The 25,451-nt window shown below is 52.8% G+C and carries 17 protein-coding genes and 1 tRNA gene; 7 read left to right on the forward strand and 11 right to left on the reverse strand.

What is annotated here, in order from left to right; all coding sequences use genetic code 11:
• The first annotated feature begins 98 nt into the window (after positions 1-98).
• Positions 99-3,644, forward strand: coding sequence for a PVC-type heme-binding CxxCH protein (locus A6X21_RS15470; protein WP_068849425.1), 3,546 nt, complete (start codon positions 99-101; stop codon positions 3,642-3,644).
• Positions 3,645-3,787: 143 nt separating this feature from the next.
• Here A6X21_RS15470 and A6X21_RS15475 read toward each other — a convergent pair whose 3' ends face one another.
• The 5 genes from A6X21_RS15475 to A6X21_RS15495 form a co-directional block, all read right to left on the reverse strand.
• The gene (locus A6X21_RS15475) at positions 3,788-4,375 is read right to left on the reverse strand and encodes a hypothetical protein (protein ID WP_110766472.1); all 588 of its coding nucleotides are present in this window, start codon (positions 4,373-4,375) and stop codon (positions 3,788-3,790) included.
• A 111-nt stretch (positions 4,376-4,486) separates the two neighbouring features.
• Positions 4,487-7,765 carry an efflux RND transporter permease subunit gene (locus tag A6X21_RS15480; RefSeq protein ID WP_068849427.1) on the reverse strand — a complete coding sequence of 1,093 codons (3,279 nt, stop codon included), beginning with the start codon at positions 7,763-7,765 and terminating at the stop codon, positions 4,487-4,489.
• A gap of 14 nt (positions 7,766-7,779) precedes the next feature.
• Entirely contained in the window at positions 7,780-9,267 is a 1,488-nt protein-coding gene (locus A6X21_RS15485; RefSeq protein ID WP_240490284.1) for an efflux RND transporter periplasmic adaptor subunit, read from the reverse strand.
• Between the two features lie 344 nt (positions 9,268-9,611).
• A complete protein-coding gene (locus A6X21_RS15490; protein WP_131818367.1) occupies positions 9,612-10,085 on the reverse strand; it encodes a hypothetical protein in 474 nt (157 codons plus the stop codon).
• A gap of 347 nt (positions 10,086-10,432) precedes the next feature.
• A complete protein-coding gene (locus A6X21_RS15495; RefSeq protein ID WP_068849433.1) occupies positions 10,433-11,704 on the reverse strand; it encodes a ribonuclease D in 1,272 nt (423 codons plus the stop codon).
• A gap of 274 nt (positions 11,705-11,978) precedes the next feature.
• Between A6X21_RS15495 and A6X21_RS15500 the strand changes: the two genes are divergently transcribed.
• Together A6X21_RS15500 and recJ are read left to right on the forward strand one after the other, a co-directional pair.
• Positions 11,979-12,821, forward strand: coding sequence for a phytanoyl-CoA dioxygenase family protein (locus A6X21_RS15500; protein WP_068849579.1), 843 nt, complete (start codon positions 11,979-11,981; stop codon positions 12,819-12,821).
• A 165-nt stretch (positions 12,822-12,986) separates the two neighbouring features.
• The gene (gene recJ, locus A6X21_RS15505; protein ID WP_068849435.1) at positions 12,987-14,738 is read left to right on the forward strand and encodes a single-stranded-DNA-specific exonuclease RecJ; all 1,752 of its coding nucleotides are present in this window, start codon (positions 12,987-12,989) and stop codon (positions 14,736-14,738) included.
• Positions 14,739-14,996: 258 nt separating this feature from the next.
• Here recJ and A6X21_RS15510 read toward each other — a convergent pair whose 3' ends face one another.
• Positions 14,997-16,490 carry a tetratricopeptide repeat protein gene (locus tag A6X21_RS15510; protein WP_240490286.1) on the reverse strand — a complete coding sequence of 498 codons (1,494 nt, stop codon included), beginning with the start codon at positions 16,488-16,490 and terminating at the stop codon, positions 14,997-14,999.
• A 233-nt stretch (positions 16,491-16,723) separates the two neighbouring features.
• On the opposite strand from A6X21_RS15510, the gene A6X21_RS15515 reads away from it, so the two are divergent.
• Entirely contained in the window at positions 16,724-17,761 is a 1,038-nt protein-coding gene (locus tag A6X21_RS15515) for a 3-keto-disaccharide hydrolase (protein ID WP_068849439.1), read from the forward strand.
• Between the two features lie 1,478 nt (positions 17,762-19,239).
• Here A6X21_RS15515 and A6X21_RS15530 read toward each other — a convergent pair.
• From A6X21_RS15530 to A6X21_RS15540, 3 genes are all read right to left on the reverse strand, one after another.
• On the reverse strand, positions 19,240-19,773 hold the full coding sequence (locus tag A6X21_RS15530; RefSeq protein WP_068849445.1) for a hypothetical protein: 534 nt from the start codon (positions 19,771-19,773) through the stop codon (positions 19,240-19,242).
• A 417-nt stretch (positions 19,774-20,190) separates the two neighbouring features.
• Complete coding sequence (locus A6X21_RS15535) at positions 20,191-20,904, reverse strand: hypothetical protein (protein WP_068849447.1); 714 nt, start codon at positions 20,902-20,904, stop codon at positions 20,191-20,193.
• A gap of 383 nt (positions 20,905-21,287) precedes the next feature.
• On the reverse strand, positions 21,288-21,986 hold the full coding sequence (locus A6X21_RS15540; RefSeq protein WP_131818368.1) for a hypothetical protein: 699 nt from the start codon (positions 21,984-21,986) through the stop codon (positions 21,288-21,290).
• A gap of 968 nt (positions 21,987-22,954) precedes the next feature.
• On the opposite strand from A6X21_RS15540, the gene A6X21_RS24760 reads away from it, so the two are divergent.
• Positions 22,955-23,104 carry a hypothetical protein gene (locus A6X21_RS24760; protein ID WP_165603821.1) on the forward strand — a complete coding sequence of 50 codons (150 nt, stop codon included), beginning with the start codon at positions 22,955-22,957 and terminating at the stop codon, positions 23,102-23,104.
• A gap of 303 nt (positions 23,105-23,407) precedes the next feature.
• Here the strand turns inward: A6X21_RS24760 and A6X21_RS15550 are convergent, their stop codons facing one another.
• Together A6X21_RS15550 and A6X21_RS15555 are read right to left on the reverse strand one after the other, a co-directional pair.
• Positions 23,408-23,842, reverse strand: a complete 435-nt coding sequence (locus A6X21_RS15550) for a hypothetical protein (RefSeq protein ID WP_131818369.1) — start codon at positions 23,840-23,842, stop codon at positions 23,408-23,410.
• Between the two features lie 483 nt (positions 23,843-24,325).
• Positions 24,326-24,412 (reverse strand) — tRNA-Ser (locus A6X21_RS15555).
• A 358-nt stretch (positions 24,413-24,770) separates the two neighbouring features.
• On the opposite strand from A6X21_RS15555, the gene A6X21_RS15565 reads away from it, so the two are divergent.
• Positions 24,771-25,169 (forward strand): hypothetical protein, encoded by a 399-nt coding sequence (locus tag A6X21_RS15565; RefSeq protein ID WP_068849455.1) that lies wholly within the window; start codon positions 24,771-24,773, stop codon positions 25,167-25,169.
• Between the two features lie 58 nt (positions 25,170-25,227).
• Positions 25,228-25,416, forward strand: coding sequence for a hypothetical protein (locus A6X21_RS24390; protein WP_131818370.1), 189 nt, complete (start codon positions 25,228-25,230; stop codon positions 25,414-25,416).
• The last annotated feature ends 35 nt before the right edge of the window (positions 25,417-25,451 follow it).

The raw sequence follows: 25,451 nt of genomic DNA on the forward strand, positions 1-25,451 counted from the left end.
TCAAGACCGTATTGAGCCCCTTGTTAATCCTGACTGGCTGGTCCTCCCGGCCTGCTCTTCAATGTGACGAACTTCCTGAGTCAACAGGGTGATTTTCTATGTCTTCTGCGTGTCATCGAGATCAGTTTCCCAGCCTGCGGTTGCTGCTTCTGGCCATGTTCGCTCTCTTGAGTTGGGGTAATGAAGGGTTCGCCCAGCGCGATCTGAAGAACATTCCGGTTCCTGATCCGGCTGAAGAACTCAAATCGCTGGAAGTCGCCGACGGGTTTGAGATCAATCTGTTCGCTGCAGATCCGTTGATCCACAAGCCCATTCAAATGAACTTCGATGCTCAGGGAAGATTATGGGCGGCCGCATCAGAAATCTATCCTCAGATCGAACCTGGCAAAGTGGCCAATGACAAGATTCTCGTACTTGAAGATACCAACGCTGATGGCCAGGCCGACAAGACAACGGTCTTTGCCGACGGGCTGTTGATTCCCACAGCGGTCATTCCGGGGGATGGCGGTGCCTATGTGGCGAACAGCACCGAACTGGTGCACTTCAAGGATACCAATGGGGATGGCAAGGCTGATGAATCCCGAGTGATCCTCTCTGGATTTGGAACAGAGGATACCCACCATATTCTGCATACCTTCCGCTGGGGGTTTGATGGGCTGCTCTATATGAATCAGTCGATTTACATTCACAGCCATATTGAGACACCTTTCGGCGTGCGAAGGCTGAATGCGGGAGGGATCTGGCAATATCGTCCACCGACGGGACAACTCGAAGTCTTTGCACGGGGATGGGTGAATACCTGGGGACATCACTTTGATCGATACGGGCAGTCGTTTGCGACAGACGGTGCGGGTGGTGAAGGGATTAACTTTGTGGTCCCTGGGGCTTCGTATCCGACGGCGGCAAACAGCCCGCGAATTCTCCATGGCCTGAATCCCGGAAGCCCCAAACATTGTGGACTGGAAGTGGTGGATGGTCGGCATCTGCCTGATGACTGGCAGGGTGACTTGATCACCAACGATTTTCGCGGCCATCGCGTCTGTCGGTTCAAGCTGACACCGGAAGGGACTGGGTATGTGTCCAAACCGATGCCCGATCTGGTCCGCACCAATCACGTGGCTTTCCGGCCGATCGATATCAAGCAGGGGCCGGACGGGGCCATCTACATTGCCGACTGGTACAACCCGATCATTCAGCATGGTGAGGTTGATTTTCGCGATCCCCGTCGAGATCACACACATGGCCGCATCTGGCGCGTGACGGCTAAGGGGCGTCCACTGGTGAAAACGCCTGCTCTGCAAAGCCTGTCGAGTGCAGAACTCGTGGCATTGCTGACGGCTCCAGAGCAGTTTACCCGCCAGCAGGCCAAACTCGTCTTGCGGGAAAAGCCCAGGAGCGAAGTGATCGCTGCACTGGAAAAGCATGCAGCCAGCCTGCCTGCCGAGGATCCCCTAAAGAATGATTGGCTGCTGGAATCGTTATGGGTAAGAGTCGCCCATCAAGCCCCGGATTTCAAAACGTGCGAACTCCTGATGAATTCCAGCGACTATCGCCTTCGTGCAGCGACAGTGCGTGTGCTGGGCCATTGGCATCAGAATTTGAATTCCGAATCGCCAGTGATGGTCAAGTTGCTGCAACTGGCGAAAGACCCGCATTCGCAAGTGAGAATGGAAGTGGTGCGGACACTTTCCGCCGTAGGAACAGCCGATGCCGCACGAGCTGTATTGAATGTCGCTGCAGAGCCCATGGATGAGTTTCTGGAGTATGCCGTATGGCTTTCGGCCAATGAGCTGGCGCCTGTCTGGCATGCGGCTGTTCTCCACGGAAAGTGGTCTCCCGGAGATCAAGCGACATCACCAGGTATTGCAAAGAGTTCGATTGAACCCTGGTTGTATGGCATCAAGGCGACCAAAGCTGTGCAGCTCATTCCGGTGCTTGTGCAATGGCTGCAGGCTGGAAAGATCCCTGAAGCTGAGATTGCCTCGACGATGGAGATTATTGGGACTCTCGGTGGCCCTCCTCAGTTGAGCCTCGTTTTAAATGCCGCAATCGATCAGACGACTCAGGCCACCCAGCGATCCATACTTTTGGAAGCTCTCGCGGGAGCAAAGAAGTCGCGGGATATTCAGCCTGCAGGAAATCTGGAAAAGATCGCTCCTTTCGTTCAGTCAAAAGAGTTGCGTGAGCAGCTTGTGGCCGTGGAACTGGCCGGGTTGTGGAAGCAGGCCCAATTAGCGGGCGAAATTCGCCAGTTGGCAAGTGACCGAAATCGGGATGTTAACCTGCGTGTGGCGGCAGTGCAGGCACTCGCAAGATTGGGAGGAACCGAGAATCAGACACTCCTCGAGCAACTATCGAAGCCGTCCGAGAAGGTAGCCGATGCTGCTGTCGTTAATGAGACCGATGGTGTGCGGCTGGCAGCGATTCGCGGGCTGATGGTCTCAGCCAGCGAAGCCGCGTCTCAGGCATCGGCTCTCTGGTTGGCCGAAGGGCCAGCACCTGATGTCGTCAGTGAACTGCTGCAGACATTCCTGCGGGAGAAGGGTGGTGCCGTGCTGTTGGCCAAAAGTCTGGTCACGGTGAAGCTCAGCGAAGATACCGCCAAGCTCGCGTTGCGTTCAGTCACAGGCTCGGGCCGGGAAGAACCTCAGCTTCAAGCGGCATTGCGCGAATCTGGCCATTTGGGAAGCGGCCCGAAGGTTTGGTCAACGGAGGAGTTGGAGAGCATTCTCAAAAAGGTCTCGACCGAAGGGAATGCTGCCCGAGGCGAGCAAGTCTTCCGCCGGGCCGAACTGGCTTGCATGAAGTGCCATGCGATTGGTGGTGCCGGAGGAGCTGTGGGGCCCGATCTGGTGAGTATTGGTGCCAGTGCCCAGCTCGATTATCTGCTCGACTCGATGGTCACTCCGAATAAGCAGGTCAAGGAGAATTACAACACTGTGATTCTGGCATTGGCAGATGGTCGCGTCCAAAGCGGGATTGTCACTCGAAAATCAGCCAGTGAGATCGTACTGCGGGATGCCAACGATGTTGAAGTTGTCGTGCCTGTCAAAGAGATTGAAGAGCAGAGTGCCGGGACATCGCTGATGCCGGCTGGTCTGGCGGATGGTTTGACTCAAACAGAACTGGCCGACTTGATCACCTTCCTTTCCCAACTGGGAAAAATTGGCCCCTATGCACCACCTTCCGGAAAGTATGCCATGCGCTGGGAAGTGCTGGTGCCCACAGATCCCGCGTGGACGAAGCTGTATCGCACCTCGGATACTGAGCTTTTGCGACAAGGACAGGGCCTGGAATGGAAGACCGCCTACAGTCAGGTCAATGGAGCTTTGCCACTGGCTGACCTTCCCGCTTTCCGCACTCGCGATCGTTTGGCAGAAAAGGCCCGGCAGGTCATGTTCCTCAAGACGACCGCCACGGTGACAACCGCCGGGGAAGTGGTCTTGAGCCTCAATGATCCTGCAGGGGTCGAGATCTGGATCGATGGCGAGTCAATCCCCCAAGCGCAGATCGTTCGCAAATCGTTAGGTGCCGGCAATCATGTCATCCATCTGGCGATTGATCTGCAGAAAAGAACGAATGAAGTGCGGTTGGAACTCGCGGCTGAGAAGGGGGCCCAGGCGAAATGGCAGATTAAGCCATAAATCGTCATCAGTGAGCCCTTGATGTCGGGAGTCGATATCAAATGCGACTTGAAAGCCAACCCCTTCAAGTCGCATTTGAATTAAGCGCTGATATCGCTCGTGCTAACATGCACCAATCAACTGGACCCTCGCAAATCGTTCCATCACTTCGATTGACTATGCCCACTGCCTTCATGGTCGTGCTCATGATCATGGCTGTGTGCGAGCTTTCCGCTATAAGACTTGCCATCAACCATCACGACCAGCCGGGCCGAGACTCCGTGCACATCCAGCTTTTCGCACAGCACCTTGTCCTGTGATACAAACTTCGACGATTTTCCTGCGGGATCATTCGTATCTGGCGTAGCAGGCAATTTAAACTGCTCGGCTTTTCCTGCCAGCGACAGATTCATGATCACATCGGCCGCTTCAATCGGTACGCTATTTTTAGCACTTCCATCGAGTAAATAGATTGTGACAGTTCCCGCCTCGTCGTCGTGTACAACTTCGGCATGATATTCTTCGTTGCCTAACTCCACGAGTTGACCATGATGCGGCCCTTCTTCCGGATGATCATGGCCGTGATTGTCATGGGTCTTTGCTGGGGTAGCAGAAGTTTTGGTTTGTTTCGCAGAACCAGGTTCTGCTCCACAACCTGTCATTAAGCTTCCGGCAAGGCCCAGCCCAGCCAGGCAAATCACCGGAAAAAATCGTCCAGCCAAACGATGATGAACACAAGTTGTCATGAGCATGTTTTTCCATCCTTGAGTCGGTAGCAAACTATAAACAGCGCTTTTTTAAAGGCAGTATTCTGCGATTGTGCCAGCACTCGCTGAGACAGCCGCATCCAGAGATCGCAGGGTCTATCTGTTATCAACTGATAGTCCGGGAATGACAGAGTCTCCCTTAACGTGAGAATTCGCCGGCTCGTCGTGTTCCATTAAAGGAATCTCTGTATGTGTCTGACTGACAACACGCGCAGCCGACCTCAAGCCAAACAGCCAGAACAATGCCGGGTGGACAAAGAAATCGAGCATCGTCGAACTGATGACCCCGCCCAGGATCACTGTCGCGACCGGATAAAGGATTTCTTTTCCCGGTTCATCGGCTGCCAGCACCAGTGGCACCAGACCAATCCCTGCCGTCAGTGCCGTCATCAACACGGGTGCCAACCGCTCGAGACCGGCACGCACAATCATCTCTTTCGTCCATCCTTCACCCTCATAACGGACAAGATGGAGATAATGATTCAGCAGCAGAATTCCATTTCGTGAAGCAATCCCTGTCAACGAGATAAAGCCCACCATGGCAGCGATTGTCAGCGTCTGCCCGGTCATGACCAGTGCCACCACCGAACCGATAAACGCCATAGGCAAAGCCGTCATCACTTGGAGTGATAAATTGACAGAGCGAAACATCGAGTAGAGTGCCAGGAAGATTCCCATCAGCGAGATACCAAAGAGAAGAGTGATCATCCGACTGGCCGACTGCTGACTTTCAAACTGCCCGCTGTACTCCACGAAATAGCCTTCCGGGAGACTGGCGATCACTGGTTCGATTTTCTTTTGAATGTCCCGCACCACATCGACTACGCCCCGCTCAGAGACATTGCACTGCAGGACAACCCTGCGGCGCACATTTTCCCGATTCACCGTATTGGGCCCGCCTGATTGATAGATCCTTGCCACTGCTTCCAAAGGCACCTGTCCACCTTCAGGCAGATCAATGGTCAGCCTTTTCAGTGCCTCCAGATTTTCTCTGGCACCGTCATTCAAACGGACCAGCAGATCGAATTGCCGCTGCCCTACCAGTACTTCAGAGACCACTTCTCCATTCATCGCTGTCGCTATAAATTCGTTGATCTCACTGACAGAGAGTCCGTTGAGCAGCAACTTGTCGCGATCCACCTCGATCCTCAATTGAGGGATCATCACTTGTGGTTCAAGGAGTGGATCTTTCACTCCGGGAATCCCTTTCATGACGAAGAGCATCTCTTCGGCCTTACGCCTCAGCACATCGAGATCGTCACCATAGATCTTGATACCAACCTGGGCCTTCACCCCCGAGATCATGTGCGATATCAGATGAGCAATCGGCTGCTCGACGGCGGTCACAATTCCGGGAATATCCGCCATCGCTTCGCGAATCTCGTTAAGCAGTTCTTCCCGACTGCGCGGAAATTCAGGGTCGAGTTCGATGAGGTATTCACTCATGTTGACTCCCTCGGCATGTTCATCGAGTTCCGCTCGCCCGGTGCGGCGGGCAAAGGAGTCAATCTCTGATACTTCCTGCAAACGTTCTTCAACTTTGCGGTTGATCTCGTTCGAAGTCGCCAGCGAAGTTCCCGGCGGCAAGACCACATTGAGCTGAATTGTCCCTTCGTTAAAAGGGGGGAGAAAATCTTTCTCCAGATGAGCCACAAACACTCCAGCAATCACCACCATGACCATCGTCACTGTGAGGTTCAGCCGCGGAAATGCCAAACTGAATCGAATGATCTTTTCGGCCACCCACTTGAGACCTCTCAGTACAAAGCTGTCCTGCCCGTGATCCATTAATCGCGCATTCCCTAGCAGCCAGTAAGAGAGCACGGGGGTCATCGTCAATGAAACCAGTAACGAAGCCATAATCGAGACGATGTACGCCACACCCAGGGGCGTAAAGAGCTTGCCTTCCATGCCTGTCAGGGCAAACAGCGGCACAAACACCAGGCAGACAATGATCGTCGCGAACACGACCGAGTTCCGAACTTCCGTACTGGCCTGATAAACCACCAGTAGTGTCGGCTTGGGCTGCGCTGCCTGCCGATTCTCTTTCAACCGGCGGAAGATATTCTCCACATCGACAATCGCATCGTCGACCAGTTCACCAATGGCAATTGCCAATCCTCCCAGCGTCATCGTGTTGATCGATAATCCGAAAATCGAGAAGACGACGGCCGTCAATGCGAGTGATAAAGGGATTGCGGTAAATGTGATGAAGGTCGTGCGGAAATTCATTAGAAATAGGAACAGAATGATGACCACCAGAATGCCCCCGTCGCGCAGGGCTTCGATCACATTCTCGATGGCTCGGTCGATAAAATCCTTTTGTGAATAAGTCGGCTGAATACGAATATCAGAGGGCAATCCCGCTTTGAGTTCTTCGACAGCCTTAAGAATGTTTTCTGTAATGAGGCGAGTATCTGCACCTGGTTGTTTATTGATGGTCAGGATGACTGCCGGCCCTCCGGAGAACTTGCCGGGCTCTGCTCTTACAGTAGATTCATCGGGACCGGTCGCAGCCGATTCGTCTTTGAGTCGCACAAAGACACTGCTATCCCCCCGCTTGACTTGCGGCCCTTCCATCACGTGGGCAACTTGCGCTAAAGCCACTGGCCGGCCATCGCGAATCGTGACCACCACCTTTTGCAGATCCTCGATCGATTGAATCCGTCCCAGCGCACGTACCAGTAATTCATTGGGCCCCTGCTGGTCGAGATACCCCCCCGTCGCATTGTGATTACTGTCGACAACGGCCTGTTTCACCTGTTGTAAAGTCACGCCGTATTGCAGCAATGCGTCAGGATCGACCAGCACCTGAAATTGCTTCCTGCCGCCACCCATCGTGAAGACTTGCGAAACTCCCGGGATAGTTAACAGTCGCTGACGCACCACCCAATCAGCCAGAGTTCGCAGTTCGACAGGATTGGTTTTGCCATCTTCGCTCCACATTCCCAGCATGAGGATCTGTCCCATGATGGAAGAAATCGGTGCCAGAGTGGGCACGACTCCCGCAGGCATGCGGTCCTGCACCAGTTGCAGTCGTTCCATGACAATCTGGCGGTCGGTATAGATATCCGTTCCCCAGTCGAATTCGACATAGATAACCGAAATCCCGATCCCTGATGAACTCCGTACCGCCTGAACGCCATTGGCTCCATTGATGGCGGTTTCGATAGGAAACGTAACGAGCGTCTCGACCTCTTCCGGAGCCAGACCTGGAGCTTCGGTCATAATGACCACGCGAGGTCGATTCAAATCCGGGAAGACATCGATCGTCGCCCGCGAGGCCTGCCACGTTCCGTATCCCATGAGGAATACGGCTACAACCATCACAATCATCTGCTGACGAAGTGCAAATCGAATCATCGCGTTGAGCATGACGAACCTCTCAATCAATGACTGTGCCCGGCATGCGGATCAACTCCGCCGCCGGACTTATTCTTGAGGGCCATCTGCAACTGATGCGCACCACGCAGCGCGACAACATCTCCCGGAAAGACCGAACCGTCATTCTTGATCACGGCATACGACTGATCGCGATAAACCACATGCACAGGAACACGTTCAAAATGTTTCCCATTCTGCTGGAAGACAAACGCTTCAGCCCCTTCCTGGGCAATCGCATCAACCGGCAGCACAATCTGCTCACGCCACTCTTCGACGGGTACCTTCAGTTGCAAGCGTTGTCCCGGGCGATATTTCCACTCGTTGAAACGCAGCCCGTTCGGTGAGGGAACTGAGCGGGTGAGTTCATTCGGCAAGCGGACATAAAACGGAAGACTTCGCGACTGCACGTTGATATCACTGGCCGCATAGAGCAATTCCAGCCCCGGTAACTGTTCGGCTGGCTTCCCGGCCCGCTCGAATACAGCCGCCACTTTCCAGTGATTCGCGGCTGCCGTCGCCAGGAGTGGAGCATCCTGCTCAAAGGCCCGGCCTTCGATGTAGAGTTCCGACATATCCGAAAGCACAGCCAGAGTCTCTCCCGCCTGAACTCGCTCCCCTTTGCTGACCAGAACTTCCTGAAGAATAAGAGCCGTTTTCTCTGCCTGCCCCGCCGCATGCCCTTCACGGGGAAGATGCGGTTCACCCGCTGGATGGGAATCGTGATCACTCTCACGGAAGTGAACCTGGGATATGCTGTTGTCAGTCAACTCAATCTCATTTTCTGCATGTCGATCCGGTGATGGCACCCGGATCTGCAGGTCTCTCAGGAGTCGCCGGTGCTCGATAATGTCCTGAATCTGACGGTCTGACAGTCCTTGCAGCCTTAAGGCCTCTTTTTGTGCAGCCAGCAGGACTTCCAGTTTCTCTTTGGCGTATTGCCGCTCCAGCATGGTTCGCTGAGGGATTGCGCCCGATCTGGTCACTTCTTCCAACCGGGCGATTTCCCGCTGTTCGACGTCCAGATCACCAATGGTTTTGAAGAGTTCTGTCTGGGTCGCAACGAGTTCATCAGCCGTTATTCGAAGCTCAAACAGCAATGTTCCGGGAGTGATTGCTTCACCCTGAACCGCGTGAACGTGGGTAATAACACCGGCCATCGGTGTCGAGACTTGAATTCGTGTTCGACCGGGGCGTTCCACCACAATCGCCGGGACTGTGATCGAGCGGACAAATGTTTCCAACTGAATCGGTTTCAAAGACTCTTTAGTCAGCCCGATATTGCTCATCGCCTGCGGTGAAAGTTCCAGCGAATTCGCATCGTCATGCGCATGGGCATGATCACCATGGTCATGACCTGCCGCTTCTGCACCCTCACCGTGAAGAGGCTCTTCCGCCGTGTTGACTCTCTTCTGCGCTGAGATCGTATGGCGAACCCAGCCCTGAGCAAGAGGCCACCAGGAACTCGCCGTCAGAGCTCCTGCAGCGAGTATCACGATGGATCCAGACCACCAGATCCATTCCCAGGAACATCTACGGAACCAGATGGAAAGATTCACAATGCGCTTTCTATGAAATCATGGCGCTCTGAGTGCCATATTTGCAGCTCTGGGTAAGCATGTTTTCGCCACCAGCAGAGCGTGGTTGTTTCCTGCGAATCCTATATCTCGAGAGACACAGCCCGCGCAGACTTTTCGCGCCAGGCTGAGAGGACATGGGGCGAGAAGCATGGACATCGATCAGACGTCGCACCCACGCTGCGGTGAAACAAGAGACGGCAATCCGCGACGGCAGGTCGCCCGGAGAGATTGCCGCAGGCTCACACCGACGTCGTCACGGCTTAAACGCGCCAGACCTGAGTGATGGCGCAACGCTCGCGCGCAGAATCAGGCAGCGACCTTTCGATCACGCCGCACCAGACGCTCCCCTGGAGCTGGTCGATCAATCGCAACTCGTTCGGGGATGAAGGGAAAAAATCCCTCGCTTCAAAGCTGATTTTCTCTGAGTGGTTGGCAATGACCACACCCAGATCAACCGCACAATCTTCCTCTTCACAGGGAGGATGCTCTGAGGACTGTGGTTCACCCGCAGCCTGCCCGACCAATGCAAGTTCTGCTGTAACCTGCGGAGACGAACCGTGAGCATGACCACAGCAGGAACGTCTGGAGGGAGTGCAAACCGGGGCTTCATCAGCCACTGCAACAGTGACCTGGGCATCGACCGGCAGGATATGCACATGATGCCAGCAACACCCGAAAATGCTGTGAAACAGCATCGGCACGAGTGCAAACAAGCTGACAACTTTCCCGCTCACTTCCAACAACCTGCCTTACTGCACGAGGCCATTTAGATACGGATTTGACACTTCAACAATTCTTCGTGTGCCATGCTTGCGGCTCTCAGCATGCATGCTTGACAGCCCCTGAATGCCCGATGTGTTTGCAGAATAGGTTTAATATTCAGTATTCCGAAAATATCCGCATTTCGGAACATTGAGTCAACTGAGGTTTCTGGACGCATGGCACATCGAACACGTCTGGCAAATCGAAAATGTACTGCGCATGGCAGTTAATCCACTCGACTTGTTAGCAGCACCTACGGCTGATGCTGTGCCAGTAAATCCAAAGACATCGATGCACACAGGGCAACTCGGCTCAGACGTCACGAGGATTTAGGCTTCCGGCGTGATGTTCTTGCTGGCCGCTTCGCTGGTCCCAGTCGTGAGGTCTTCTCGACAATCCCTTCGTCACTGCGATACTCGAACACCAGCGGATGATCCGATTGCGGATCGGCCACTCGCAACGAGATTTTTCCATCGAGGACATTACTGAGCAGGTCGCCGCATACTTCAGCTCGCCAGCCCTGCATCAGCCGGGGTGTTCCATGCCGCTTGTCCCCAAAGACATGCCACCTCACCAGATGCCTCAGGTCAGCCGTCTTCCCCACAATCGACATGGCCACATTCATTTCAGCACACCGGTTCGCCAGCGCAATTCCAAGAAGCTGACCCAGCAATTGCTCATCATGCGACTGATCATCTTCCGGCTCCGGTGGCCTCGAAGGCAACTGATCTTCAGGGAGCGCCAGAGCGGTATCGATCGCTGCGAGAATCTCTGCAGCCGCCTTGCGATACTCTGTCCGATTCATATCCCGGGTCGCGACCAGTTCATCAATATTCGCTGGCTGACGTCGAGCCAACTCAATCAACAGGTCATCCCGCAAGATGCGACGTGCAGGCTTATCTCGCGTCTCGGCTTCATGCTCCCGCCACCAGAAGACATTCTTGGCGACAGCCAGTTCGCGGGAATTCAACTTGTGCAGCCCGGGTAGCTTTAACCAGGCCTCGTCGGCTCGTTCCAGCACCACATCGCGAACCAGCCGCGTGAATTCATCTTCCACCCAGGCCAGTCGATTTTTCTTCTTCAAATCGGCCGATTGCTTAGCCCAGATGGGCAGGATGTGCTGCACGTCTTCGAGGGCATAATGCACCTGCGACTTCGTCAAGGGCCTTCTGCGCCAGTCCGAACGTGTCTCTTTCCCGTGGGATTTATGACCGAGAACACGCTTCACCAGCGCATCGTAACCCAATGGAAAACTTCGACCTCGAAATCCTTCCGCAATCTGCACATCTTTAAAGTTGACTGGAGCCTGTCCTGTGTTGGTCACACAGAACCGCGCTTCTTCGCGACCACCATGCGCCACCACCACCACGTCGGGATCCAGCATGATCTCCCACCAGGGTGTCAGATCACGCACTTCAAACGGATCGACCAGAACTGCTCGATCAGGTGTCGCCAGTTGCAGCAGGCATAATTCGGGACGCCAGGTAAACTCCGAAATGAATTCCGTATCGAATCCCACAATCCCCGCTTGACGGATGGATTTGCAGAATGCTTCAAACTCATGCTGCTGAGTCATCAACGATTCGGTCATTAATTCCTGGCCCGAAAATCGAATTCAAAAAACGCAATTTTTGTCATGACGAATTCCTGCCGCCATGAATTCCAGCTTTTCCAACATCATCCCCACTGGCACGAACTGTAGCAACACTCCTGACTTAAGGTTCATCTGCCAGCAGAAAAAATCCTCGACCGCAGGTCAGGTCATCGGTTTTGTACTGGAAAATGGCTTTCAGAACGTGTCCAATCCCATCAACAAAGCACGATACGAATATGCACGTGTACACGTTCTAGTCAAGGGAACACAATTGCTTAAAGATCAATTTCAGGCCGTGCCAGATTCATCACAACTGCAGCAGATTGAACGCGATCTGCGTTTCTATCCTACCACAAATGCAAACCCACAAGTCCTTTCTCAAGAACAGGTTGAGCAATTTAACCGTGATGGATACATCAAGGATCTGACGATCTTCTCCCCCTCCGAAATCGCCTCGATCCGCAAGCAATTCGATGAATTACTCACTCGCACACTCGCGACGGGTGCTGACAGCTATTCCATCAGTTCGGCACATCTGAAGTATGGATTCTGCTGGGATCTGCTGACGAATTCCCGCATTGTGGCGATTGTCAAAGATCTGCTGGGTGAAAATGTCGTTGCCTGGGGCTCGCATTTCTTCTGCAAAATGCCCGGAGATGGTAAAGCGGTCGCCTGGCATCAGGATGCCAGCTATTGGCCACTGAGCCCTTCTCGCAATGTGACCGCCTGGCTCGCCATCGACGATGCCGACATCGAAAATGGCTGTATGCGATTTATCGCAGGCTCGCATCAGCACGGGCATATGACCTTCCGCGAAAGTAACCCAGCCGAACACAATGTCCTCAATCAGACCATCGAAAACCCATGGCAATTTGGTCACGAAGTCATCGACGCTCTGGCCGCAGGGCAGATTTCAATTCACTCGGATCTTTTGCTCCATGGTTCCGAAGCCAACAATTCCTCACGACGACGTTGTGGATTAACTCTTCGTTATGCCGCCGCAGAAGTTCGAGCCGCTCTCGACTGGAATCAGAAAGGAGTCATCGTCAGTGGCAGCGATCCTTCAGGACACTGGGCGAATCGTCCACGCCCCACTCGGGATCTTCCCGAGTAATTGTCCCGGAGTTCACTCGCATCGCGGGGAGTATCGGGCATCCCCCATGGCTCCCCACAGTCGCTGCCAGTCAAAGCCGCTTTGGCTTCATTTGGATTTCACACTCATCGTGGTACGCTCTGCAGGGTGACAATCCCGTCACTTTGAGCAGGGAGTAATGAGTGTATGGTCTCGACAGAGCGGCGGGTCTGGCAATATGCACATGTCGATCAAGAATCTATTCGCAGGCTGGCCGCAGAACTGCAGATCAGCCCACTCCTCGCCCGCGTCCTTGTCGCCCGTAAGATCCATACCCGCGAAATGGGCTTGAAGTTCTTCTCCCGCAAACTCAGCGAACTGCACGATCCCGAACAATTGCCCGGCATCAGTCAGGCCGCCGACCGCATTGTCGAGGCTATTAAACATCAGCGACTCATCACGATTTACGGCGATTACGATGTCGACGGTGTCACCGCCACCAGCCTCTTGTGGCATTGTATCCGCCTCGCGGGTGGTCGCTCCGAATACTACATTCCAGCCCGTCTCGAAGAAGGTTACGGGCTCAACAGCACGGCCATCGAAACTCTTGCCACTCAGGATCCAGCCCAGCTCGTCGTCAGTGTCGATTGTGGAATCACCAGCGTTGTCGAAGCCAGGCGCGCCCGCGAACTCGGCCTCGAACTGATCATTACCGATCATCACCAGTTTGCCGAAAATTTCCCGGAAGAAACGATTCTCGTCCACCCTCGTCTGCCCGGTAGCAGCTACCCCTTCGGCGAGCTTTGTGGTGCAGGAGTGGCCTTCAAACTCGCCTGGGCTGTCTGTGCTCGATTAGGGGATGGCAAAAAGGCTTCTCCCCGCATGAAAGAGTTTCTCTTAAGTGCCATTGGTCTTGCAGCCATCGGTACCGTTGCCGACGTCGTTCCTTTAACGGGAGAAAACCGGGTTCTCGTTCACTATGGTCTTTCCACTATCGGCGAGAAATCCTCCATTGGTCTGAAGGCACTCCTCAAAGCGGCTGGGCTGCACGAGAAATCCTCTCTCGCAGCAGACGATATTGGTTTTGCCCTGGGCCCACGAATCAACGCGGCAGGTCGCTTAGGGCAAGCCCGCCTCGCTGTCGAACTCCTGACGACCGATAACGAAGATCGCGCGAATAAACTGGCTGCCTACCTCGATGAACTCAACAAGCAGCGACAGTCGCTCGAACGAAAAATGTTCAAGCAAGCCAAAGATCTCGTCAATGATCATCCTGCCTGGAGTGACGAAAAAGCACTCGTGCTCACCCATGACGAATGGCATGCCGGCGTGATTGGTATTGTCGCTGGCAAAGTGGCCGAAAGTTTTCAACGGCCTGCCATTCTCCTCGGACCCTCGACTTCAGCAGATGTTCTGCAAGGTTCTGGCCGCTCGTTCGCCGGTTTTAATCTGCATGAAGGTCTGGTCGCTTGTCAGGAGCACCTTATTACGTTCGGTGGTCATCATGCGGCAGTCGGCATGAAGCTTTCCCGAAAGCATTTGGAGGCATTCCGGGCGTCGCTGGTCGATTTTGTTTCTCAGAATCACTCGGTCGAACCAGGTTCAGCCCCTTTGCCGATCGATGCCGAAGTGACTTTTCAGGAAATCAGCACGCGCGCTATTGAAGAACTCGATCTGCTGGCCCCTTTTGGCAGTGCCAACCCTCGCCCCATGTTCGCCGCGACTCGTGTGGAACTGGCTGCACCACCGAAAACCATGGGTGAAGGAGGACGCCACTTATCGCTCCTGCTCAAGCAGCACGATAAAACCTTACGGGCCGTCGCGTTTGGCCAGGGAGAATGGGCCGAAGAGATCGCCGCACACGCCGCGATTCACCTGGCCTTTCAGCCCATCATCAATGAATTCCGTGGCCAGAGAAATGTCGACCTGCACATTAAAGACTGGGCCCCCGCCACTTAAATGTCTTAAAAATCCGTACGATATAAACCCTCACCCATGTCATCGTGAAAGAGGGCAGGGTGAGGATGATCTGCACTTTATGAAGTAGGGTGCAAGGAGTTCCGACGGATTGCACCATCTTCTATAGGCATCAAACCCAGATACTACAAATCTACTTGCAGCTCTGATGATCGATTTGACACAAGACAACTCGCAATCTTCATCTCTTGCAAAGCTGGCATTTCCTGGAAGCTCTCATTCATCCACTCTCGAACACGCCTAACCGGCTGCTCCCTGGATCTTCTCCAGCCGCTCACGAGTATCTTTATAGCTGTAATCAACAGCCAGCACTTCGTTGTAATGGTTCTCGGCTTTCGTATTGTCTTTCGACTGTTCGTAAAGTCGCGCCAGAATATAATGACACTCCTTGTAAGGATCGGGAGTATCCTGAAAATTCAGTTTGGAGACGGCCTTTTCGAACTGTCGCCGTGCCAGATCATTCCTGCTCTCAGCAAGGAAACACTTCCCGAGATTGACCAGCACTGTCGCCTCATGGCGAGGATCATTTGCCGCCTGCTGATAAAGCGGGATCGCCTGAGAGTACTTCTTCAATCGGAAGTATCGCTCGGCCAGCTCAAACTTGATCTTCAGATCAGCAGGATACCTGTCAATTCGACGTGTGAGGACATCCACTTCCCGCGCAATCAACTCTTTCGCTAGCTCCGAGGCTTTCGCTTTGGAATTTGCATCCCCCTTGTCGGCAGCATCGCGCAACTGTTCGAGCTGTCGCTTCGTCAGCAGAATCTCGACATCTTCCCATTGCTCTCGCAAATTGGGATCACTGGAAACTTCCAGCCCCTTCTTCAGAATCTCCGCCTGTTCAGCGAACTTTCCTTCCTTACGGTAATACTCAGCCAACTTCACATAGTGGCCCACATTCTCTGGCTCTTTACGAATCTGACGCTGCAAATCAGCCTCGACCGACATCCCCGGTCCGTCGGCTTCTTCGGCCTTCGTCAATCGATCATGCTCGTAACCGCGCTTCACTTCCTGAGTATCTTTGGCCTTTTCATACCCACCACGATCAATCGTCTGGCTGGCACCTAACTGCGTAATTTTGGATCGATACGAACCATTCAAAGGCTCCAGCTTGGCCAATCGCTGATAGATACCAACGGCCCCCTGATAGTTGCCACGCTGTTCGTAAATATCCGCCAGCGAGAGTAGAAATGTCTTGTTCTCAGGTTCCGATTGAACCGCTTTCTCATAGGCCCAGGTGGCCACCTCTTCAAACCCTCGTTCACGGCAGCATTCACCCACATCATGATTGAATTGCCCATCCCAGGGGTTCAGCGTCAGGCCTTCTTCGGCGGCCTTGTCCATTTCCGCCCAGTCTTTGGCTGTGCGTGCCTTCTTCACCCGGCTCCGCAAACTGTTCACCTTCAGGAAAACCATCCGGGCGCCGGTCTTGTTGTTGCCGTACTTCTTTTCCTCGACACCCCGCAAGGCCTGACGATAGTTCATAAACTCAGGGAAGAACTGCACGGCATTGCCAAACATCTCGATGGCAAAGTCCCAGTTCTGCCGGGACATCGCCTCCGTTCCCTTTTTCCACCATTCGTTGGCGATTTTTTTGCGGCGGTTATTTTCTTCCTGAGTTCCAAAATCGACCATCGCAGGAATCCCGTGAAGTCTCAAAGTAATGTCGTTCAATGCGAATTCATGATGACCTAGCCGGATCGACTCCAGACCAGATCTATCGAAAGAGTACACGGGAAGCGAAGATCTTGCCAATCGGCAACTCGACTCACTCGAACGCTTTTGCAGATCGGGCCGGCTGACATCCCTCCATCCGCCGCATGAATTTATCACCTGGCGATGCTCCATGAAGCATCTTGCTTTCAAATCACTCGTGCCGCATGATCTTCGAGATCTCATCCAATCCAGATTCCACTTGCTGAGATTCGATCTGAATTGTCTCGATCACGCTCAAGGATTCACCCGCTATGAAAACCCTCTTTCTGCTCCACCGTTCCCATGGGCTGAATCTCCTCACAACGGCACTGCTGTTAGCCGCTGGTACTGGCTTTTCGACGGATTCCGTGGGGATCACCTCCTGCTACGCTGCCGGTGAAACCGACGTCACCAAGGTCGATGACGACTTTGCGCTCCAGGGAGAATATCGCGGCGAAGTGACCATTGAAGAAGGCAAAATTCCCGTCGGAGCACAGGTCATCGCCCGTGGAAAAGGGAAGTTTCGTCTGGTCGGTTATCCACTGGGTCTCCCCGGTGAAGGCTGGGATTCCACCCGCAAGCATGAAGTGGAAGGGTCGCGAACCGGCGATCAGGTTACGTTTCAAGGAGAAGAGTTTACTGGCATCCTCACAGCCGCTGGCATCACCGTCACGAACAGTGACGGCAACAAAATTGGCGAGCTCAAAAGAGTCATTCGCAAAAGCCCGACTTTAGGAACACAGCCTCCCGAAGGTGCAGTTGTTCTCTTTGACGAGAAAGGGACCAATCGGTTCCCCGGCAGCAAAATCTCCCCCGAAGGCTGGCTGATGCAGGGGGCCACCAGCGAACCAACTTTTGATGACTTCTCACTCCACCTCGAATTCATGCTCTCCTACGCGCCGGATAAACAGGGGCAGGGCCGAAGCAATAGCGGTTTGTATCTGCAGGGCCGCTACGAAGTGCAGATTCTCGATTCTTTTGGCCTCGAAGGAAAAGACAACGAGTGCGGCGGCATCTACACCGTCAGTGCTCCGGCAGTCAACATGTGCTTCCCGCCTCTGCAATGGCAGACTTACGATGTGGATTTTACTGCCGCTCGCTTTGATGAAACTGGTAAGAAGCTCGAAGACGCCAAAGTCACTATTCGTCACAATGGCACATTGATTCATAAAGAGATCAAAGTCCCAAAAGCGACGACGGCAGCACCACTCCCCGTGAAACCCACACCCGGCCCGATTTTCTTACAGGATCATGGCGATCAGGTACGTTTTCGAAATATCTGGGTCCTCCCCAAATCCTCAACAAGATAATTTCTCACAGGCGGAAGAAGCCTTGAGAAAGCATCTGAAGGGCGTCAAACAGCCTGCCATTCCCACTCGTTTCGCCCGCCATACTCCAAGTGGCCAGGACGTGTTTTTGAACGAATGGGTGACGATTGTCACACGAAACAGCCTCGAAACGCGTCTTCGTCCCGATGGAGTGCCTGATTCAACCCTGCTGCTGCGAAGGAACGCAGTCCCACTCGCATTCCTGCAAGCTGACACGCGGAAAGACAACACCTTCACCCCTACTCCGCTTGCCTTTCCGGGTACTCCCAGTGTGACGCCGGTTTCACGTTTCTCCATAAGGAGTGCAGGGGAACGGGGAAGGGAAAAGAAACCTGCCGCCAGGGATGACGGCCGGGGTTGAAGGATCTGGCATGTGAGAGCGGCAGGTTGGTTCAAGCGGAATCAATGGGTTTCAGCCGGTCGTCTATGAGACGCTCGCAGATCAGGCAAAACGAACTATACCGGTCATGCCCAGGTCGTTTGAAGACGAGCAACCTGGGCGATTCTACTAAACATCACAAATTCTCTGCGTCATCGAGCTCTAAGCTTCTAGCATACCCACTCGCAAGAAAACACGACAACCCTGCTACCCATGCGAAAATACCAATATGCAACTCGGAAAAACGCATAAGCATCGACAAAAGAACATACGTGATAGCACTAAAGGAAAAGAACATTGCGATTAGTCCATAATGACGAATCTTTCTGCTGTGAAATGACAAGAGAATCACTGTCACAGCAACTGCAACATTTAGAAGTACTGAAGTTCGACACAACCAGACAGTTCCATCGGCGAAGTGGAGCCCATCTATCGTACTCATGAACACGCCTAAAGCCATGCCAAGACATACAATCCCGGGTTGCACATTACCCATTGAAATACAAGGAAGTAAAAGGCTGGCAGAAACTAAAGACAAGCCAATTAGAAGAAGCCATGTAGATACATGCACATTCCTGGACGCCGCAGATACTGCTCCATCTTGTTCTGACATATTCACCGCCACCCCATGTCTAATGCGTCGCCGGCCCCTGAAAGTGGATCTACTGGGACAGTTTTCGGCCAATATGTTTCAGTGCAACACATTCAATTTCCGGAAGGTGGCACAGGTTGCTCGACTTTGAAAGGCCCGTATGCCGAATGCAAGGGAGGTTTGCTGGTGGAAGAACAGTCCTGCAAATATTTGAGACTTTCGTAGCGAACACTCAGGGAGTCGCGGCACTGTCAGTCCCCTACTGTGGCATCATTGCTCCGCTGCAAGTGAGATATGCAGCCAAGAATTATACAGACATTATAGTATTCTGCACAGCTTTTTATGCCTGTCCGCACTCAGACGCTCATGGCCACACATGGGCCACCTTGCGTGAACGAGACTCTCGTTGGCCAACCAATACCTCTTGTGCCGCTGGGACACGGGTCGCTCGAAGACGAGTAACCCATGGCTCGTAATCATTGAACATTTTCACAGAAGATCACTGTCAAACGCAACCTCGGCAGAACTAATTGAATCAATCAACCATCTTCCTCCTCCGACACAAAGCATGACTGCATAATCGCTAACCTTGTATGTATAGTCTATCTCAAGTATGGCAATGCCAATTTCTGATCGATGCTTCAAGTTAATTGTGAATTCAGGGGTCGTTGCACCTGCCGTTCGGAATGAAGATTTCATGAACCTGTCGGCCAGGCTGGTCTCGTCTAAAGACTCAGGCTGATCGCTGTTGCAAATGAATCGCCACCCTCGCTTTGTGAAAGCTGTTCTTGCGGACTTAAGGTCACCAGTCGCAAGAGACTGAATCGCTCGATTTAGTGTTGCAACAACCAGATCATCAGTCATTTTCTGCTCTTGATTGTACGCCATCGTGGCAATGTCTTCAGTGTGAAAGTCAGTTTGATTTCCTTCTGGTTTAGATTCCAAATTAAACTCGCCTTGGCCACACCCACAAATCATGGTCAATAGGACGGCCAATGCTGCACACGATTTGCTTAGATCCATCACTTACTCCTGAGAATATTGTCGGCAGGGTGGCCTGGACGTGGCTTTGCACGTCTGGGTAACGTATGTCACAAGAAACCCTCGACAAATGCAAAATGGCCCGATTGAAGTTGTGATGACCGACGGAGTGGTCGATCCTTAAATTGACAGAGTTTGCAGGGTAACTGTCTGCGGGCAATCTGTATACTGCCGACAGACGTTGATTTCCTTGCTGGAGAAATTCTCATACAGGTCTCTGAGAATCCAGGCAGTACTGATAGTGCCCTCCGCTGTTAGTTCACCCCTGTCGAGATGAGAATTTCGATGAAGTATGCTATCTGAATGGCCGTATTTTGCAAAATTATTTCTTGTGGCTGTCTCCACCCAGACGTGCAAAGCCACGTCTGGGCCACCCTTTATCTCTAACACAATGCCATTTTATGGGCATCTGGACATCGTTAGAGTTGTCGGACGGCCACCCGGCGGCAGCTCCCAGGAAAGTTCACGCGGATGGAGGTTCCACCAGTCGGTTCGATTTCCAAAAACTCTGCCAAATCCGGGGAGAGTCACGTCAGCTTTATACCCTAACGGAGGGCAGACGCCAAAAACGTGCCTGATCGATGGCTCTGAAGAGTAACAAGTCTGTACGCCAGTGCTTTCGTCAACATCAATTGAAATGCGAGTTCCTAGAAACCTCCCGTAACACAACGCATACACTGCTGCTCCCCAGGGATATATTGTCCAGTATGATTCATTGATGTGGTCAGCAACCTTATCGAGATCACGCGTTGTGTCATGTGTAAAGCAGCGGGAATACATTTCGTTAATGAACCCCCTGATCTCTGCTGTAACAGGGCCGATAAGCTTTCGATCAAAAAGGCTCTTCACTCGCGACGCCGCTTCGCTGCGAGAAATTGCAGGCGGATCGATAGCGATTGCGAGGCATCCGTATATTCCGTCATCATTTATAAAGTACTCAACAATCTTTTCCTCTGTTATGAAATGAAACGTTGAGAGGATCGCCAAGAGTCGCAAGTCAGCATAGTCGACACCAAGCTGCGTACTAATAACATCAATTCCAGCAGCATCAAGAAAATCAGTTCCTGTGAGCTGCCAAGCCCATGAGTCCCAGTCGCGTTGAGTAGATGACATAAACAACCTTACAGGGTGCGTTGTGCTGGCTGGCACAGGTTGCTCGTCGGCGAGCTACCTGTGTGCTGGAGGCAAGGGAGGTTTGCTGGTGGAAGAACAGTCCTGCAAGTATTTGAGAATTTCATAGCGAACACTCAGGGAGTCGCGGCACTTTCAGTCCCCTACTGTGGCATCATTGCCCCGGTGCAACTCAGATATGTTCCGATATGTTCCCAGGAATTATACAGAAGTTATGGTATTCTGCACAGATTTTTTGTGTGTGTCCGCACTCAGACGCTCATGGCCACGCCTGGGCCACCCTTTGTGAACGAATGGGACAGAGTAGGACTCAGGAATAGCAATCTGTGTCAACGCCCAACCAGGCTGAAGCATGCTTCCAAACTCTAATTGTTGGGCATTACAATCACTGTTAACACATTCAATGCCGGCTCAAGACTTCTCTTGCTATCCACTAAAGACTTTACATCTTTCCACAAAACTGGCATTGAAAGCTGTGTTCCATTGACAGAGATCCTACATACATGTCCTTGCTGTTCATGCCAGGCCATTACAGAAAGAGACTCGGAGTTCCAGATTTCCGGCGGGACGTAAATCATAGACTCATGTTTTCCCACTACGCAGTATGGATGATTCTGTACGAAAATCCAACCTCTGCGATCTGTCAGACGTTGTGGGGTTTTCGTCATGTCCGAGATACGAATCGGTACACCTGATTGTTCCGCCCTTCTTATCGGACGAGTTCGCCACACCCTCTCTCCATCTTGGCCGCTTGATACTAATAATCCAGGAACCTCACGCTCGATGTTTTCTCCATCCAGCGAAAACACAATATTAGAGTCCCTCTGTCTGATATCGCACTCAATGACATCTCCAGGAGATGCCACCACCATGCGAGGGTGAAGTTCACCCTCTTTGTCCATCATCAAATGAATTGTCTCTGCGACTCTATCAGGCTCTACGTTTTGCTGTGGCACTGCTTTAGAATAGATAAAACACATAGGAATAATCGGGCGGCTCTGGACTATTTTTCCGTCACTACTGCTCGGTTCCTGCAAATTATTCTCACATAGCTCCATACGCACCTTGAGGGGCGTATTCTCCGACCATGCGCAGTGTGTGGAACATAGAACGAATGCGACTACACGCACTGCTGTAGCGATACTGTATGTTACCTGCATGTTGTGTTCCAATGTATTGCGGGCTACCAATCTCCGTAGCCTTGGGGTGGTTTCCTGGAAGAATGCAATATGGTTTGCCAGAGTTCAGCTTTCGAAACATATATGGAACGCCCGGCAGGGTGGCCCAGACGTGGCTTTGCACGTCTGGGTGACGTATGTCACAAGAAACCCTCGACAAATGTAAAATGGCCCGATTGGAATTGTGATGACCGACGGAGTGGTCGATCCTTAAATTAACAGAGTTTGCAGGGAAACTTTCTGCAGGCAATCTGTGTGCTGCCGACAGACGTTGATTTTCTGTCGGAGGAATTCTCATACAGGCCTGTGAGAATCGAGGCAGTACTGATAGTGCCCTCCGCTGTTAGTTCACCCCTGTCGACATCAGACTTTCGACAGAGCATGCTATCTGAATTGCCGTATTTTGCACAATTATTTCATGTGCCTGTCGCCACCCAGACGTGCAAAGCCACGTCTGGGCAACCCTGTCAGTAATCCTCTTGTGGCTTCACCTCGTTAGAAATCAGATCTTCAACCTGGATTGCTGCCTAAAACCAGGATTTCAAACCCGCGTCGTCTACGAATCTGGTTCACCCTTTGGTTCAGCGGTTTGGGACTCTGCGGGTTCCCTGACGGCTTCGTCGTCGCGCATCGTTCCCCTCCTTGCCCGGAAGAGTGGAACGGCGACGGCAGCGCACGGGATCAGGAGCAAGGGGGACAACGCATAACCAGGAGGGACAACCTTCAGCGACATGAGTAACAAGGTCAAGGTGGCCGCGCACAAAAAGCTATAGAATACACCCACCAGAGCGTCTGCGAGTATTGCAACCGGACGGAATCCAAACAGGGAGTAGATACCCAACACCAGAAACGCGATGCAGAACCCGGATGCCAACGCGGCCGCCGTGCAGACCCACAAAAGTCGTCCGATGGGATCGGCTGGACCGACCAGTCGGGTGCTGGCAAGCAGACCAACGATTGCCGCCGGGATGACGGCGAAGGTAGCGATCTTTCGAGCCGCCTGATGTTCCGTCGGCCGGCCGTCCCGGGCTTCGAACAACTCTCGCAAGTCCATCGGATGAATAATGTATCTACCCTCCTCCGCAGAACGTAGTTGTTGCCGCCGAACGGCTGCAGAGAATTGCCTCACCTGGTCGGTGAGGATTGACTCCTTCAATCTTGATGCATCCGACGATCCAAGGAGTTGCGACGGATCATCGAACGAACCTCCATATCGCGTCGCGCATTTTTCGCACCAGGCTACGGCACAATTTTGACAATCGCAAGTTGGAACTCGGAGAACAGCAACCCCATTAGACATCAAAGTTTCAATCGGGGCCAGAACTGCGATGAATCAGACAGATACACGTCAGTGTGACGCTGCCAGACACTGCGCCGGCGACAATCCAATCTCTGTTTAAGCCCTCGCTGTGGTGCATCGACAACACAATTGCCGGAGCGAGGATCAGTAGACCGTACAGACTCCCAATGATCATCGAGAGTAAGATCACAACTGGCAAAGGAGTCGTATGAAAACTCTGCCAGGCAGCCACGTGACGCATAATCAGAGGTGTAAGAACGACTGCGGGAATGTAAGTGGGCCATAACGGGACTGTGATGAGACCGAACAGCGCCATCACCAGAATTTCCATAATCACCAGTTCAATTTTACGGTCCCAATCGGGATGGGAGCATACCAAAGTCGTTGTTACAGCAAGGGGAGCAACAGTAAGCATCACAATCAAAGTGCCAATTGTGGGCATCAAAGATTTGTTCGACTCCGTCTTCATTTTCTTTTGCGATCACACATCTGGAGTTGATGGAGTGCCGTGGAGGCACAGGTCATTCGACGGCAAGAGCCCGTATGCGGCATTGAGACGGTTTTCAATACCAAACAGGAAGAACACCGTTCGGTGTATGAAGTCAGCCGGAACCACAATTGCAGTTGCCCGAAAAGCATACCAGTTGCTGCTTCACCACTCCGGTCGAAATCTGAATTTCAAGCGGAGCCTGCTGAGCGGCGACTGAGAAGGCCACTCAACCGGGAAGGCCACTCAGCAGAGGGCAACTTGAGCACCTGGAATTACGACCATCTCTTGAGGAATTGAGTCACGAAGGCTTTGAACAGAGAGAAAGGAGAGTCAAGAATAGGAGAGCAGTGGAGCAGTAGACCACAGTGGAGCATCGCATCTTTTCTACTGCTCTACTGGTCTCATGCTCCACTGCTCTCTTGGCCAAAGGCCAAGCGGAGAGGGGGGGATTCGAACCCCCGGTACCCTTGCGGGTACACCGGTTTTCGAGACCGGCACAATCAACCGCTCTGTCACCTCTCCACCGCGAAGGATATCTCAACAGTGAGAGCAGCGCCAAGTGTGACAGGCGGTTATCTTCGGAAGGTCTTTTTTTCCACGCCACCGATCTCTTCGCAGAAACATGAGCTCGTCGATCAAGGTGTGCTTATGGCTCGCCACAGGATGATTCAAAATATTGCTTTTTGGTTTTCTGCGGGTTCACTGGTACAATCCCTGAGGAATTCCTGTGCGCGTGCCAACTGTTTCTGGAGCCAAGACCGAAAAAACCCCTAAAAAAAGACACAAGCCTTTTAATAGAAATCACTTACAAACAGCCCACCTGTGGTCGTTCAAACCGTCTTCAAGAATTGATTCCGTTCCTTTCCCTTCGGAGTGAGCCATGTCAGATCAACAGCCTCTTCCCACCGACAACACTTTGAGCTACGTGGAATCGCCCGCGGCCACAGCTCCCCGAAAGAGTCAGCCATTTCTGCTCGTTCTCGCTGCATTGGGGCTAGGTGTCGCCGGAACCTTGGCATGGAGCGAACAGGCCAACATTGTGGCTGCCATCAGTGGCCAGCCGGTCGAGAGCTCTCCATGTTCCATGAAAAGCAGTGGCGGTTGCTGCCCACTGAGTCAGAACCACGAAGAGGCCATGGCCATGCTGGTGACTGCTGAAGAGCAGAGCTGCTGCAGCATGAAGGGCAGAGCTGCTGCGTTGGCAACTGTCGAGATCGAGCAGCCAGTTTCCGCACTGGTTCCCGCCAATGCCGCTGGCGTTGAATCCGCGACTTTCTGAAATCGTAACAATCTATTAACTGATAGACGCTTACGGAAATTCTCCCCCAAGAATCCGTATGGCTTTTGTTCCAGAAACAATTAATGCGAAACGAGGGTCAGTCCCAGAGGGGCTGGCCCTCGTTGCTTATGCGATTGAGCCGCCTTGCTTTATGGCGATCCATCGAATTCCGCATTGTTTCTTCTCTGGCAAATGCCTGCCGGTGGAACTCATCTTGCTGGTTTTGGCCTTCTTTGCGAAATTCTGAAACGATTTCCCAAGGTTCAGTCGCTTCGCAAAGGA

The organism is Planctopirus hydrillae, from assembly GCF_001707835.1.
In the GTDB taxonomy this organism is placed as follows: domain Bacteria; phylum Planctomycetota; class Planctomycetia; order Planctomycetales; family Planctomycetaceae; genus Planctopirus; species Planctopirus hydrillae.

What these genes read in the sequence shown, in the direction of transcription:
- A6X21_RS15470 (WP_068849425.1), top strand. Translation starts at nt 99, where the DNA reads ATGTCTTCTGCGTGTCATCGAGATCAGTTTCCCAGCCTGCGGTTGCTG.
- A6X21_RS15475 (WP_110766472.1), bottom strand. Translation starts at nt 4,375, where the DNA reads ATGCTCATGACAACTTGTGTTCATCATCGTTTGGCTGGACGATTTTTT.
- A6X21_RS15480 (WP_068849427.1), bottom strand. Translation starts at nt 7,765, where the DNA reads ATGCTCAACGCGATGATTCGATTTGCACTTCGTCAGCAGATGATTGTG.
- A6X21_RS15495 (WP_068849433.1), bottom strand. Translation starts at nt 11,704, where the DNA reads ATGACCGAATCGTTGATGACTCAGCAGCATGAGTTTGAAGCATTCTGC.
- recJ (WP_068849435.1), top strand. Translation starts at nt 12,987, where the DNA reads ATGGTCTCGACAGAGCGGCGGGTCTGGCAATATGCACATGTCGATCAA.
- A6X21_RS15515 (WP_068849439.1), top strand. Translation starts at nt 16,724, where the DNA reads ATGAAAACCCTCTTTCTGCTCCACCGTTCCCATGGGCTGAATCTCCTC.
- A6X21_RS15530 (WP_068849445.1), bottom strand. Translation starts at nt 19,773, where the DNA reads ATGGATCTAAGCAAATCGTGTGCAGCATTGGCCGTCCTATTGACCATG.
- A6X21_RS15535 (WP_068849447.1), bottom strand. Translation starts at nt 20,904, where the DNA reads ATGTCATCTACTCAACGCGACTGGGACTCATGGGCTTGGCAGCTCACA.
- A6X21_RS24760 (WP_165603821.1), top strand. Translation starts at nt 22,955, where the DNA reads ATGCAGAACCCGGATGCCAACGCGGCCGCCGTGCAGACCCACAAAAGT.
- A6X21_RS15550 (WP_131818369.1), bottom strand. Translation starts at nt 23,842, where the DNA reads ATGCCCACAATTGGCACTTTGATTGTGATGCTTACTGTTGCTCCCCTT.
- A6X21_RS15565 (WP_068849455.1), top strand. Translation starts at nt 24,771, where the DNA reads ATGTCAGATCAACAGCCTCTTCCCACCGACAACACTTTGAGCTACGTG.
- A6X21_RS24390 (WP_131818370.1), top strand. Translation starts at nt 25,228, where the DNA reads ATGGCTTTTGTTCCAGAAACAATTAATGCGAAACGAGGGTCAGTCCCA.